Raw genomic sequence first — 13,707 nt, 5'->3', positions numbered from 1 at the left:
TTTATGAAAAGTTCGGTTATAGAAGTAAATAGACTTTGTAAGTCTTTTGTTGCAGGAAAAGTAGCAACTAATGTCATAAAGAATTTAGATTTAGAGATATATGAAGGTGATTTTACAGTTATTATGGGAAGCTCGGGTTCTGGTAAGTCTACACTGTTATATAGTATAAGCGGTATGGATTCACCAACCAGTGGAACAGTGAAAATTTTGGATAACGATATTACAAGGATGAAGGAAAATGATATGTCAGCTATAAGAAAAAAGGATATATCATTTGTATTTCAAGCTATAAACTTGCTTCCAGACATAACGATATTTGAAAATATAGCATATTGTGGCTATGAAATTAGTAAAAATAAAAAGGAAGTTAACAAAAATACCTTAGAACTTTTAAAGAAATTTGGATTAGAAGAGGATAAGGATAAATATCCATCGGAAGTGTCAGGCGGTATGCAGCAAAGAGCAGCGCTTGCAAGGGCTATAATTACAAAGCCTAGGATTTTGTTTGGTGATGAACCAACAGGAGCCCTTAACTCTACTACAGGGCAGGAGGTTTTGGACATTCTATCAGAAATGAATGACAATGGACAGACGATAGTAATGGTTACACATGATGTTAAGTCTGCTGCACGTGCTTCTAGACTTTTGTATTTAAAGGATGGTAGAATAGATGGCGAACTGCACTTAGATAAATTTTCAAAGGCTGATTATAAAAAAAGAGAAGGATTAATATTAGAATTTTTGCAGGAAAGAGGATGGTAAACTCTTTTCTCTGTACTCTGTTTCAAAGGGGGGGTTTTTCGTGGCGAATGAAAAAGTTTTAATAGTTGAAGATGATTATGATATAGGGAATGTATTAAAGGACTATCTTGTTAGTGAAGGCTTTGGGGTACAAGTTTGTAGTAATGGTAAAAATGCAGTGAGGGATTTTAAAGCTTTTAAACCTGAAATTATTGTTCTTGATATAATGCTACCTGGAGTTGATGGAATAGAAATTTGTAGAATAATAAGGGCGGAATCTGTTGTGCCAATAATAATGCTTTCGGCTAAAAGTGGAGATATAGATAAAATTCTATCCTTAGGGGTTGGTGCTGATGATTATATAACAAAGCCGTTTTCACCAGCTGAAGTTATAGCAAGAATTAAGGCTCAACTTAGAAGATATAAAACTTTTTCAAATCAAACTGAAAGTCAGCCTGGAATAAAAAAATTTAATGATTTAACTATAGATAGTAATGGATACAAGGTTTCTTATAAGAATGAGGAAATTCATTTTACATCAAGGGAATTTGAAATTATAGATTTTCTGTCGGAATATCCTGGACAAGTATTTTCAAAAAATCAACTTTATGATAATGTTTGGGGACTAAGTGGATTTGGGGATTTAAATACAGTATCTGTTTATATAAAAAGAATTCGTGAAAAATTTGCTGGGTTTAATATAAACTGTATAAAAACAGTTTGGAGCGTCGGATATAAGTGGGAGGAAGATGATGTGTAGAGAAAAAATATCATTTAAATTTAAAATGTTCTTTTGTATTACTACTTTGCTTTTAATGCTCTCAATTGTTTATTTATGCGTAATTATATATAATCAAAATTCCTATTATCCAACTGTGAATAACGGAAGAGTACTTACTAATAGCACAAAAATTAAAATAGAAGCTGCAGCCAAGGCAAATGATTATAAAAAAAATATAAAATCCGACTTTAAATATACAGCAGTAAACTTAAATGGTAAAGTTTTGATGTCATCTATAAAGTCATACCCCAAAAATAATAATATTGATTTATATGATTTTACGGAGTATGATAGCAAGTTTTACAAACAAAATAAAGATACTATAAAATATACTGAACCACTTATTGTAAATAACAATGAGGTTGGAACAGTAATTTTTTTAATTCCTAAAAAATATTTTTTAAAGACGTCACCATTTTATAAAACCCTATTTGAAATTCTACCTATTATAGCTGCTTCTATAATTATTATAATTTTTTTTGTTTATATAAGTTTGGTTGTAAAAAAAGATATTCTAGAGCCAATAAATAGTCTTGATAAAAGTGCTAAAAATATTTTAAAGGGGGACTTTTCCTGCAAAATAAAGTATGATTATGATAATGAAATTGGGGCATTTTGTCATGATTTTGAGGCTATGCGGGATGAACTAAAATTCTCAAAAGAGAAGGAAGTAGAAATAAAAAGAAATGAAAAGGAACTTTTAGCCTGTATTTCACACGACATAAAGACGCCATTAACTGCCATTCACGGATATGTTTCAGGAATTAAGGATGGCATTGTTAAAGATAGAGAAGGAATTGAAAATTATTGTACAGTAATTTTAAGAAGAGTAAAAATTCTAACTAAGCTTCTAGAGGATATTTTAGAACATTCAAAGGCTGAACTTAATAAAATGAACATAGTGATGGAAGAATTTTACTGTGGCGATTTTTTTCGCGATATATTAGAAGATTTATCTATAGAAGTGGAAAGTAAAGGGCTTCGATTTGAAATGCTAGATGAAATACCAAATTTACTTTTAAAGGCTGATAAAAAAAGAATTTCTGAGGTTATTTATAATTTAATTTCAAACAGTATAAAATATTCAAAAGAAAGTTCTATGATTGGTGTGTACTTTGAAGTTACCATGAATTATTTAAAGGTATATGTTAAAGATACAGGCATCGGTATAGCATCAAGTGATGTACCTTATATATTTAATAAATTTTATAGGGGAGAAAAAAGCAGAAATCAAAATATTCAAGGCTCAGGACTTGGACTTTCGATTTCTAAATATATAGTTGAGGCTCATGGAGGATTTATGGAATGCATTGAATCTTCAGTAAGAGGAACTACTATGAGTTTTAGCCTTCCAATATAGTAAAAAGTAAAGTTAAGATTGATTTTTGACAGAAGTAAAGGGTTACCGTACCGAAACTTAAGTTATACATGTTTCAAAATGCTATGTTCTGGGCATTATGAGGCATGCATAACTTAATAGTTGAGTCGGTAACCCTATACAATTAATATATATGCACTTGCGTACCAAGTGGAACCATATCATATACTTCTTTTGCGTCACTGTTATACATGCGAACACAGCCGTGGCTTAAAGATTTCCCTATAGACCAAGGCTTATCTGTTCCATGAATACCGTATATACCAGTTGAAGTATTTATCTGCATAAAGTGACCGCCAAATTGTTCTCCCCATAAGCCTTTCTTAATAATTATAAAGTTGCCTAAGGGTGTTGGTGTAGAAGGTTTACCTACGGCAACAGTATAAGTTTTATATATTTCATTATTTTTGAGTAATGTAAGAGTGAGATCAGTGACATTAATACTAATACTATAATTAAATCTATAGTAATTATAAAGATGTAAAAATGGACAATTAAACATAATATCCCTCTTTAATTATAATTAGTTTTATATATAAATATAGTATGCAATTATATATTTCATGTAGCATGTAAAAGAAATAGTATAAACATACGATAAAGTGTATATATAGATTCAAAAGATAATGGAGGAGTAAAGATGAGTATTAGAAAAAAACTAACAATGGCACTTTTGCTTGGTAGTGCAGTACCACTTATAATTTTTGCGATTATTAGCTTTTATTTTTCAGAAAATACAGACATTAATAATACAATGGAAATCAACCTAAAAAGAACTGAAGTAGTTGATGAAAAAGTAAGTGCACTAATTGATAAAAATCTAAGTGGAATTAAGGTTATGTCGAAGAATGATGATATTAGAACATATGATTTATCCAAAACTAAAAAAATGCTCATTGAAGCTTCAAAAGTTTATCCGGATATTTCGAGTATTGTTGTTACGAAATCAGATGGAAATCAATTTGCAAGAAGTGATAACGGAAAATTGAGTAATATTTCTGATCGTGATTTTTTTAAAGCTGCCTTGAAGGGAAAGGAAGATGTCGTATCAGATGTTCTTGTAAGCAAGAGCAATGGAAAACTTATAACTGTATTAGCTACGCCTATTAGGACTAGTGAAGATGGTAGTATAACAGGAATTTTGCAAGGGACTATTGAGCTGGACAAGTTAAATAGTTTTGTTAAACAATTTTCAACTGATAATTATAGTGTATATATAGTAGACAATCATGGAAAATTGCTAGCAGATTCTGTGAAAAAAATGGACAAGCCAGGACAAAGAACGAATTTGAATAATTTTGAATTTATAAAGAATGGCTTAAATGGGAAGAGTGGTTATGATAAAGTAACCAAAGATGGTAAAAAGGTTTTGGTAAGTTATTTTTATGATAAAAAGACAGGTTGGATAATATGTTCTGAGATACCATATAGTGTAGCTGTTGCTAGCAGCATTCAAGGATCAATTGTTACTTGTTTTGTAGGAATTATAATATTGATAATAACAGCAATTATTTTATTTATAATTTCAGGATATGCTATTAAGCCTATATTAGAATTGGTAAAAGTAGCGAATAAAGTTTCAAATGGTGATCTTACTCCTGAGAAAATCAATATAAAATCTAGTGATGAGTTTGGAATACTTGGTAAAGCATTTGAAAAAATGATTATAAATTTAAGTGAATTAGTTAATAAAATAAAGGATGATTCTTTAAAAATTTTTGAATCCTCCAAGGAAATGATAAATGTTTGTGAGCAGCAGGAAAGCGTTTCGTCAAATACAGCGGAAAATGCCAATGAAATTGCAACGGGAGCTGGAAGGTTAAACTCAAGCATAGAGAAGATAGATTTAAGTATGAATAATTTAGATAAAACAATGAATGATATAAATAAAAAATCTAGAATTGTTACAGAAAAAGTTAGTGAAGCCGCTAAATATTCTGAAAATGGAAGTGATGCATTATTAAAAGTAAATTTAAGTATGCAGAATATAGAAAGCTCCGTTAATGACACGGCAGCTGTGGTAAATAGGTTAGAAGAACAATCTAAGGCAATAGTAGAAATTACAAAAGCAATAGCAGATATATCAGAGCAAACCAATTTACTTGCTTTAAATGCAGCAATTGAGGCAGCAAGGGCGGGTGAACAAGGAAAAGGATTTGCAGTTGTAGCAGAAGAAGTTCGCAAGCTTGCAGAACAGTCTGGTGAAGCAGCAAAGCAAGTAAGTGATATTGTTAGTGGAATTCAGAGTGAAACTGAAAATGTAATTTCTGTTATGGGTAAGGGTATAAGTGAGGTTAAAGTTGGAACAAAAGTAATAAGTGATGCTAATAGTTATTTTGAACTTATATTTAAAGCAATTGCAGAAATTTCTGAGAATGTTAAAAATGTTGAAGTTTCTATAGATGATATGACTCAGAATGGAAATGAAGTTGCAGAAAATTTAGATACTATGACCAAGCTTTCTGAAAATGTGACAGAACAGACCGAGGGAATATCAGCAGCGACAGAAGAGCAGTTAGCCTCAATTGAACAGATGACGGCATCTGCACAGTACCTAGGACAAATGGCTGAAAATCTTGAAAAACTAACTAATGAATTTAAAACTAAAAAGATTGATTAAAAAGGGAGATACGGCACAAAATTATTTAATACACAACTCTTAAATATTGCGAACTAAATCAATTCACAATTCACGATGCACAATTCACAATGAAGGTAGATTTTCTGTAGCAAAGCTACAGAAAATCTTAAAACCTATTTTTTTATTGCTTTCGCAATAGCACCATTTATGGTGCTAAGCGAAGCTTATAATATTTAAGTTTAAGATTTACCTGACGCAAGGAAGGCAAATCATCCTTTATTGTGCATTGTGAACTGTGAATTGTGAATTGATTTAATTGGTTCGCAATAATTTTAAATTACGTATTAAATACCATTAGTGCAACAGCCCCTTTTTTTGTTTTTTTATTAAAAGAAGAATTAATTTTAAAATAAAAAGGCAAAATATAAAGAATGAAATATAAAAAGGGAGGTTTAGTTGCAGTGGAAAATGAAAATAGTGTTAAAATTATTCCCTTAGGCGGTCTTGGAGAAATAGGAAAAAATATAACAGCCATTGAATATGAAGATGAGATAATTGTTATAGATTGCGGAGTAGCTTTTCCAGAGGAGGAAATGTACGGCGTAGATTTAGTTATTCCCGATATAAGGTACTTAATTAATAATAAAGAAAAGGTAAAAGGTATATTTTTAACTCATGGACATGAGGATCATATTGGGTCATTACCATATATTTTAAAACAGCTTAATGTACCTGTATATGGCACAAGATTAACTTTAGGATTAGTTGAATATAAGTTAAAAGAACATAATATACTTTCTGATTGTATACTCAATTGTGTTGAAGCTGGAGATACAGTTAAAATAGATTCACTAAAGGTTGAATTTATTAGAAATACACACAGTATATCAGATTCTTGCTGTCTTGCAATTTTTACGCCTGTTGGAGTAATATTTCATACAGGTGATTTTAAAATAGATTATACCCCCATAGATGGACTTGGTATGGATTTAGGTCGTATATCAAATTTGGGAAAAGAAGGTGTTTTGCTTTTAATGGCTGATAGCACTAATGTTCAGCGTAAAGGGCATTCTATTCCAGAAAAAGCTATAGGTGAAACCTTCAATAGAATTTTTGCTAGAGCTACAGGTAGAGTTATTGTGGCAACTTTTGCATCAAATATACATAGAATGCAACAAATAGTGGATGCATCAGTTAAATATGGAAGAAAGGTAGCCTTTAGTGGTAGAAGTATGGAAAATATTTTTGAGGTGGCTACAGAACTAAATTATCTTCATATACCAGAAGGTCAGCATATAAATGTAGATGAAATAAATAATTACCCTAATGAGAAGGTTACAATAATAACTACGGGAAGCCAAGGAGAACCTATGTCAGCGCTGGCTAGAATAGCATTTTCAACCCATAGAAAAATAAAAATTGAACCCAATGATTTGTATATCATTTCTGCATCCCCAATTCCAGGAAATGAAATATTAATATCAAGAGTAATTAATGAGCTTCTCAAAAAAGGTGCAGATGTAATTTATAAAGATTTGGAGGAAGTACATGTATCTGGGCATGCGTATGAAGAAGAACTTAAATTAATTCATACCTTGGTGCATCCAAAGTATTTTATGCCTGTTCATGGCGAATATAGGCATTTGAAGTATCATGCAGAGTTAGCACAAAAGTTAGGAATGAAAAAAGAAAATACTTTTATTTTAGAAACCGGTGAAGTTTTAAGTGTATCTAAAGAAGAGGCGGCAATTACTGGAAAAGTTCATACAGGATCTATATTTGTAGATGGACTTGGAGTAGGTGATGTAGGAAGTTTGGTACTTAGGGATAGAAAGTACCTAGCTAAAGATGGTATGCTTACAGTAGTTGTTACGATAGAAAGAGAAACCTATAGTATAATAGCTGGTCCAGATGTAATTACAAGAGGATTTGTATATGTAAAAGGATCAGAGGAGCTCATAAATGAAACCAAAGAAATTGCAAGAAAAGAGCTAGAAAAATGTTTAGATAATAAAATTATCGAATGGTATATATTAAAGGATAGCATGAAGAGATATATAGAAAAATTTTTATATGAAAAAACAAAAAGAAGACCCATCATACTGCCGATTATTATGGAAATTTGATTAGTATACTTAATTCAGAGTACGGAGTACAGAGTACAGAGTACAAAGAAGGATGATTTACCTTTCCTTGCGTCAGGTAAATCTTAAACTTAACTGTTGTTAGCTTCGCTGACAACAGTAATAACGTGGTTGCGTAAGCAATCAAAAATAAGTTATAAGATTTTCTGTAGCAAAGCGGAAGAAAGTCATCCTTCACTGTACTCCGTACTCTGATTAATATAATAAGTATTCTAGTAAAAGCTTTGCATTGTTTTCTACTCCACTTATGTGAGTTCTTTCATAGTGGTGAGTTGCATCTACGCCCATTCCTATGCAGGCAAAGTTTACATCAAAGCCTTGAGTTATACATGCTGAAGCATCTGAACCATAGTGGTCATGAACGTCAATTTTGTAATTGATATTTTTGCTTTCAGCAATGTGTACAAGTTTTTTTCTAAGTTCTAGATCATAAGGTGTTTTTGTATCTTTTGCAAGTATAGTTACTGAGTGTTCATCAGAAGTGTGACCAATTCCCACTGTGCCTATATCAAGAGCTAAAAAGTCTGTAACTTCATCAGAAATAACAGTTACACCGTGGCATATTTCTTCATAATTACTTACATAAAATTGAGTTGTATGTTTAGGCTTTATATTATTATCCTTTAGGTATTTTATTACTCCAAACATAACTGCAACGCAGGCTTTATCATCTAAATATCTAGATTTTATATATCCGCCTTCAGTTATTTGTGTTCTTGTATCAAAATTTACAAAGTCACCTACGCGTATTCCTAATTTTTCAGTGTCTTCTTTTGAATTAACATTTTCATCAATTCTGATTTCCATTAAATCCTGTGTTCTTATAAGATTACGCGTTTCGTCAGAATGTATATGTACTGAAGCTTTTTCTGGAAGAAGTGTTCCAGTAAATGTTTTATCCTCTAAAGTTGTTATAAATACATTTTCACCTTCTACTGCTTGCCAAGCAAAACCACCTACATTTGTAATTTTAAGTCTTCCGTTTTGCTTAATTTCTTTTACTACAGCGCCTAAGGTATCTATATGTGCAGCTACTAATACTTGATCATCATCACATTCGCCTTTTATAGTTCCAATAAGTGCTTTTTTCTTTGTCATTTTAGTTTCGACTCCTAAGGCATCAAACTCTTTTTTTATCCTTTCCATTGCAGTAGCTGTAAAACCGCAGCAGCTAGGTATGTTTAAAAGTTCAACCATAAAGTCTTTAACATAATTCATGTCAATGTTCATAAAATCCACTTCCTACTCTTTACTCTGTTTTTGTCGTATAAAGATATACTATTTGAAAAATTGAAATTGCAAATCCTAAGTTTATCCTGGCAGCAATGTTTTTCAATTCACAGTTCACGATGCACAATTCACAATGAAGGATGATTTACATTTCGATTCTCTCAGGTAAATCTTAAAGTTAATGTTGACAGCTTCGCTAAGCACCATATATGGTGCGACTGCGTAAGTAATAAAAAAATAAGTTTTAAGATTTTCCTACGCTGGCGTAGAAAAATCATCCTTCATTGTGCATTGTGAAATGTGAATTGTGAATTGAAAAAATTGTTATGAGAATACATTTGGAATTTGTAATTTCGCTGTTTCAATCGGTATATCTATAATTAAACTAGAATAAAATGTGGTTGTCAAGCTATAGGAGCATGTGAAAAATATAGGTATTCTTTTTTACGGGAAGCTCTATAGGCTTTATGTGCTGGATAGTAAAACCTATAGAATACCTTTTTTCACATCCTCCTATAATTAGGGTAGCTGCTATAATTACTTTCTATTATTATGGTATTTATTTGATTTTGAACGATTGAAAGTTGGTCTTTTTTCTTTGTAATTTATAATTTTACCCATATAAATATCTTTATGCTGTATTTCTATATTAAAGGCTCTTTCGTATTTTTTTATAAGTCTAAGTTCAGTTGGTGAAACTATGGTTATTGCCATACCTTTTTCTCCAGCTCTACCACACCTGCCAACTCTATGTAAATAGTTTATAGGTTCAATAGGCAAACTTAAATTAAATACGTGAGTAACATCTTTTACATCAAGTCCACGAGCAGCAATGTCAGAAGCAACTAAAAGATTTATTTTGCCATCTCTAAAAGCATCCAAAACTTTTTTTCTGTCTTCCTTTATATTTGTGCCGTGAATACCCTCGGCTTTAAGTTTATGATATTTCAATTTGGAAGTAGTTATTTCTATATCGTCGCTTTTATTTATAAATACGATTGCTTTTTTTGGATTAATTGCATGAACAAGCTTTCTTACAAGCTCTGTTTTATCCCTTTCATCACATGTGAAATAATAATGTGTGATATCAGAGTTTACTTCGGTTTTATTTTCTACATTAATAAATTCTGGTTCTTTCATTAAGCTTTTAGCAGTTTCAATTGTAGCATTTGATATAGTGGCAGAAAATAGAAGTAATTGTCTTTCTTTCAAGGTAGTCTTGATTACGGCTTTTGTATTGTCAATATGAGCAGCATCAAGAAGAATATCAGCTTCATCAATTACTATTGTTTTAATAGTGTGAGCTGCAATTTTTTTCTTTTTAATTAAATCAAGTGTTCTTCCAGAAGTTCCAACTATAATATGAGGCTTTTCTTTTAATTTTTCTATTTGCCTATTTATGTTTACATCGCCTATTATGGAAGCACAAGTTATATTGAGTTCTGAGTTGTTTGAAAAAGAATTTACAGTTTTATATACTTGCATAACCAATTCATGTGTTGGGGCAAGTATAAGTACCTGCATTTCTCTTTTATTCGTATCTATTTTTTGAAAAATAGGAAGTAGGTAAGAAAGTGTTTTACCACTTCCTGTTTGAGATTTTCCAATGACATCTTTATTTTCTAAGGCTAATGGTATTATTTTTTCTTGAATGGGGGTTGGTGTTTTAAAACCCATTTTATCTAAAGTACTTGAAATAGATTCAGATAATCCAAGTTTATCAAATAAATTACTCATTTCATATGCTCCAATCTATTTTATTTCTCTTTTAGGTATATTCATTTTTATGGTCTTTTGAATTTCATTTAAAGTTCTTTGATCTTGTGGAACTGTAAAGAGGCAGGTATATCCAGCTTCACCGGCTCTTCCTGTCCTTCCAATACGATGTATATAGTCTTCAGCATTTTCTGGAATATCATAATTATATATATGGCTTACACCGCTTACATCAAGCCCTCTTGCTGCCACATCTGTTGCTATTAAGTATTGAATATCTCCAGCTCTAAAGGCTTTCATTATTTTCTCACGTTTGGCTTGAGTAATGTCGCTGTGCAATTTTAAACAATTGTATCCGTGCTGATATAGAACTTCATCAAGCTCATCAACTCTTTTTTTAGTTCTGCAAAAAATAATAGCCATAAATGGATTATCCTTGTTTAAAACACTGAATAAGGCATCTTGTTTTTTAGATATTGTAGTTTCTACTATTTCTTGTTTAATATTGGTAAGAGTTACTTCAGGCTTTTTTATGGTAATGACTGCTGGATTGTTCATATATCTATAAGCTAGTTTTTTTACATCAGGTGTCATTGTAGCAGAAAAGCAAATTGTTTGATGCTTTTTTGAGGAAGCTTGTAGAATAGTTTCAATGTCATTTTTAAAGCCCATAAGCAATATTTGATCAGCTTCATCTAACACAAGTGCTTTTAGTTTGCTAAGATCAATTGTTCTTCTTGCAAGATGATCTAAAAGTCGTCCAGGAGTTCCAATGATTAAATGAGTATTTCCCTTTAACTTTTTTAATTGAGAGTTTATATCTTTTCCGCCATAAGCTGATAATATATTTATATCCTTGGCTTTTTTTAATTTCATTGCTTGCTCTGTTATTTGTATGGCAAGTTCCCTTGTTGGAGTTACAATTAATGCTTGAACTGAATTTGTTTCAGGCCATATATTTTCAAAAATAGGGAGTAAAAATGCAAGAGTTTTTCCAGTTCCTGTCTGAGATTCTGCAATTACATCTCTTCCGCTTTTTATAAGTTTAATACTCTCTTCTTGAATTTCAGTTGGGCTAGTAATCCCATTTTCATTTAATATATCTATAATAGCTTGATTAATACCTAATTTTTTAAAACTCATTTTTATCCAACCTTTCAATAATCTTTAGTTATGCTTTGAATAAGTCAATTAATGATATCATATTGTTGCAATTAAATCTAATAATATTATAAGCACATAGAAGATAATTATATTAAAAAAGTAGGTATATTTCAAATTTAAAATATTAAATCAATAGAAATAGCACAAAAAATAATATAATTTTTCTAAAATAGGTAATATGATTTAAATGATAGCAAAATAAAAGTGTAATTATATAAAAAACTATAATATTGGAGTAAAATATTAACTTTTATTGAAAAGTATATAAAATAAGTTTATAATTAGTACTGTAGAAGAGCAAAAAATGTGATTCTATAATTATATTAAACGTTTTCAAATGTAAAACTATATTGATACTATAAATTTTACATTTGAAAATGTAATAAAACTATATTACAAAAGCTATAAAAGATTAATAATAGCCTGCAAATTGTATTTAAATTCAAAAATAGCGTTGCAGGAGAAATTAAAAAAAATGAATTTTACAAAAGACTTTTGCAAATTTATTAAGGGGAGGGAAAAAGTATTTTTTAGCTCTTGTGAAAGCTTTTGTTTAATTAAAATATATTAATTTAGGAGGCTGTATTTTATGAGGAAAATTAAAAAAATTGCTATGTTTATGGTTTTTGCGATGATTGCATCACTTTTTACTTTTTCGCCAAATGTATTTGCAGCAGATGCAAGCATTAAGGTTCAATTTTTTAATAAAAACACAAGTGCAGATTCTAATACTATAGCTCAATGCTATAAAATTTCTAATACAACTAGTGCGCCTTTAGATTTATCAACTATAAAGGTAAGATATTATTACACAGAAGATGGAAATCAAGATCAAAGTTTTTGGTGTGATTCTTCACAAATGATGAATGGATATTCTTATACACCACTAACAGATGAGGTTACTTATTCAATTGTAAAGATGGATACACCAGTTGATGGCGCAGACCATTATATTGAAGTTGGATTTAAAGCTGATGCAGGACAACTTGAAGCAGGGGGAAGTGTGGAAATTCAAGCGAGAACATCTAAAGCTGATTGGAGTAACTATAACCAAGCGGATGACTATTCTTTTAATGCAACTTCAAGTCAATATTCAGACTGGAATAAGGTAACAGGCTATGTTAATGGTACTTTAGAATATGGAGTAGAACCTACTGGATCTAGTCCAGTTTTAGATTCAACAGTAACACCAACAAGCGGAACCTTTGATAAAAATATAGAAAAACAAGCAGATATACCTGTAACAATGACTTTAAATGGGAACACATTAACATCAATAGTAAATGGAAGCTATGCTTTAGTTGAAGGAACAGACTACACAGTATCAAACAATGTAGTTACTTTAAGTAAAAGTTATTTAGCAACGTTAAAGGAAGGTACAAGCTATAGTTTAGTATTTAACTTTAGTGCTGGAAAAGCAGCAACCTTTACACTCAACGTAACAGATACAACAGTACCAGTAGTTACTGGAACAACTTTTAGTATAGGAACAATGTCAGGAAAACCAGGAGATAAAGTAGTAATTCCTGTAAGCTTAAAAGGAATTTCATCAGCAATAGCTGGTTGCCAATTTAATATAAATTATGATCCATCACTTCTTCAAGTAACGGATGTAGAAGCAGGTAGCAATGTAAACAATTCAGATTTAAATTTTGCATATAAAGATTTTAGTGATAATGGTTATGTAAGATTTGTCATAGCAAATTTATCATTAAAGTCAGGAACAGATGCAGTTGACCAAGATGGAGATGTCGCATATATAACTTTTACAATTAAATCAACAGCAGCAATAGGAAAAACTCCAATAACTTTTAGTGATTCAAAATTTGTAGATGTAAATGAAAAAATAGTTACTACAACAAATACTAATGGAAGCATCAGTGTAGTAACTGAGTAGTGTTCATGCATTATTAGTCGAGTTTTAATGCATAAACATTAAAGATTAAATTGCAATTACTATTAACTAAAAATA

Annotated in this window: 10 protein-coding genes; 6 read left to right on the top strand and 4 right to left on the bottom strand. The window is 30.7% G+C overall.

Annotation, left to right across the window (positions count from 1 at the left end):
• Positions 1–3 precede the first annotated feature (3 nt).
• Genes CUEA01_RS14830 through CUEA01_RS14820 form a run of 3 tightly spaced genes read left to right on the top strand, consistent with a single transcriptional unit; the run spans position 4 to position 2,882 of the window.
• On the top strand, positions 4–762 hold the full coding sequence (locus CUEA01_RS14830) for an ABC transporter ATP-binding protein (RefSeq protein WP_234122469.1): 759 nt from the start codon (positions 4–6) through the stop codon (positions 760–762).
• A 40-nt stretch (positions 763–802) separates the two neighbouring features.
• Positions 803–1,501, top strand: a complete 699-nt coding sequence (locus CUEA01_RS14825) for a response regulator transcription factor (RefSeq protein ID WP_234122468.1) — start codon at positions 803–805, stop codon at positions 1,499–1,501.
• Positions 1,494–2,882, top strand: coding sequence for a HAMP domain-containing sensor histidine kinase (locus CUEA01_RS14820; RefSeq protein WP_234122467.1), 1,389 nt, complete (start codon positions 1,494–1,496; stop codon positions 2,880–2,882). The genes CUEA01_RS14825 and CUEA01_RS14820 overlap by 8 nt, the downstream gene beginning before the upstream one ends.
• Positions 2,883–3,024: 142 nt before the next feature.
• On the opposite strand, the gene CUEA01_RS14815 is transcribed toward CUEA01_RS14820, so the two are convergent.
• Positions 3,025–3,402, bottom strand: a complete 378-nt coding sequence (locus CUEA01_RS14815) for a L,D-transpeptidase (RefSeq protein ID WP_234122466.1) — start codon at positions 3,400–3,402, stop codon at positions 3,025–3,027.
• 138 nt (positions 3,403–3,540) lie between these two features.
• Here CUEA01_RS14815 and CUEA01_RS14810 point away from each other — a divergent pair, with 138 nt between their 5' ends.
• Both CUEA01_RS14810 and CUEA01_RS14805 read left to right on the top strand, forming a co-directional pair.
• Positions 3,541–5,520 carry a methyl-accepting chemotaxis protein gene (locus CUEA01_RS14810; protein ID WP_234122465.1) on the top strand — a complete coding sequence of 660 codons (1,980 nt, stop codon included), beginning with the start codon at positions 3,541–3,543 and terminating at the stop codon, positions 5,518–5,520.
• 422 nt (positions 5,521–5,942) lie between these two features.
• The gene (locus tag CUEA01_RS14805) at positions 5,943–7,607 is read left to right on the top strand and encodes a ribonuclease J (protein WP_234122464.1); all 1,665 of its coding nucleotides are present in this window, start codon (positions 5,943–5,945) and stop codon (positions 7,605–7,607) included.
• 213 nt (positions 7,608–7,820) lie between these two features.
• On the opposite strand, the gene CUEA01_RS14800 is transcribed toward CUEA01_RS14805, so the two are convergent.
• The 3 genes from CUEA01_RS14800 to CUEA01_RS14790 form a co-directional block, all read right to left on the bottom strand.
• The gene (locus CUEA01_RS14800; protein ID WP_234122463.1) at positions 7,821–8,855 is read right to left on the bottom strand and encodes a M42 family metallopeptidase; all 1,035 of its coding nucleotides are present in this window, start codon (positions 8,853–8,855) and stop codon (positions 7,821–7,823) included.
• Positions 8,856–9,392: 537 nt separating this feature from the next.
• Positions 9,393–10,592 (bottom strand): DEAD/DEAH box helicase, encoded by a 1,200-nt coding sequence (locus CUEA01_RS14795; RefSeq protein WP_234122462.1) that lies wholly within the window; start codon positions 10,590–10,592, stop codon positions 9,393–9,395.
• Positions 10,593–10,607: 15 nt separating this feature from the next.
• Positions 10,608–11,714, bottom strand: coding sequence for a DEAD/DEAH box helicase (locus CUEA01_RS14790; RefSeq protein WP_234122461.1), 1,107 nt, complete (start codon positions 11,712–11,714; stop codon positions 10,608–10,610).
• A 610-nt stretch (positions 11,715–12,324) separates the two neighbouring features.
• On the opposite strand from CUEA01_RS14790, the gene CUEA01_RS14785 reads away from it, so the two are divergent.
• On the top strand, positions 12,325–13,632 hold the full coding sequence (locus tag CUEA01_RS14785; RefSeq protein WP_234122460.1) for a X2-like carbohydrate binding domain-containing protein: 1,308 nt from the start codon (positions 12,325–12,327) through the stop codon (positions 13,630–13,632).
• Positions 13,633–13,707 lie beyond the last annotated feature (75 nt).

Source organism: Clostridium hydrogenum (assembly GCF_021432385.1).
GTDB classification, from domain to species: domain Bacteria; phylum Bacillota; class Clostridia; order Clostridiales; family Clostridiaceae; genus Clostridium_S; species Clostridium_S hydrogenum.
The sequence above is the reverse complement of the archived record's forward strand: the minus strand, read 5'-3'. Positions and strand labels throughout refer to the sequence as shown.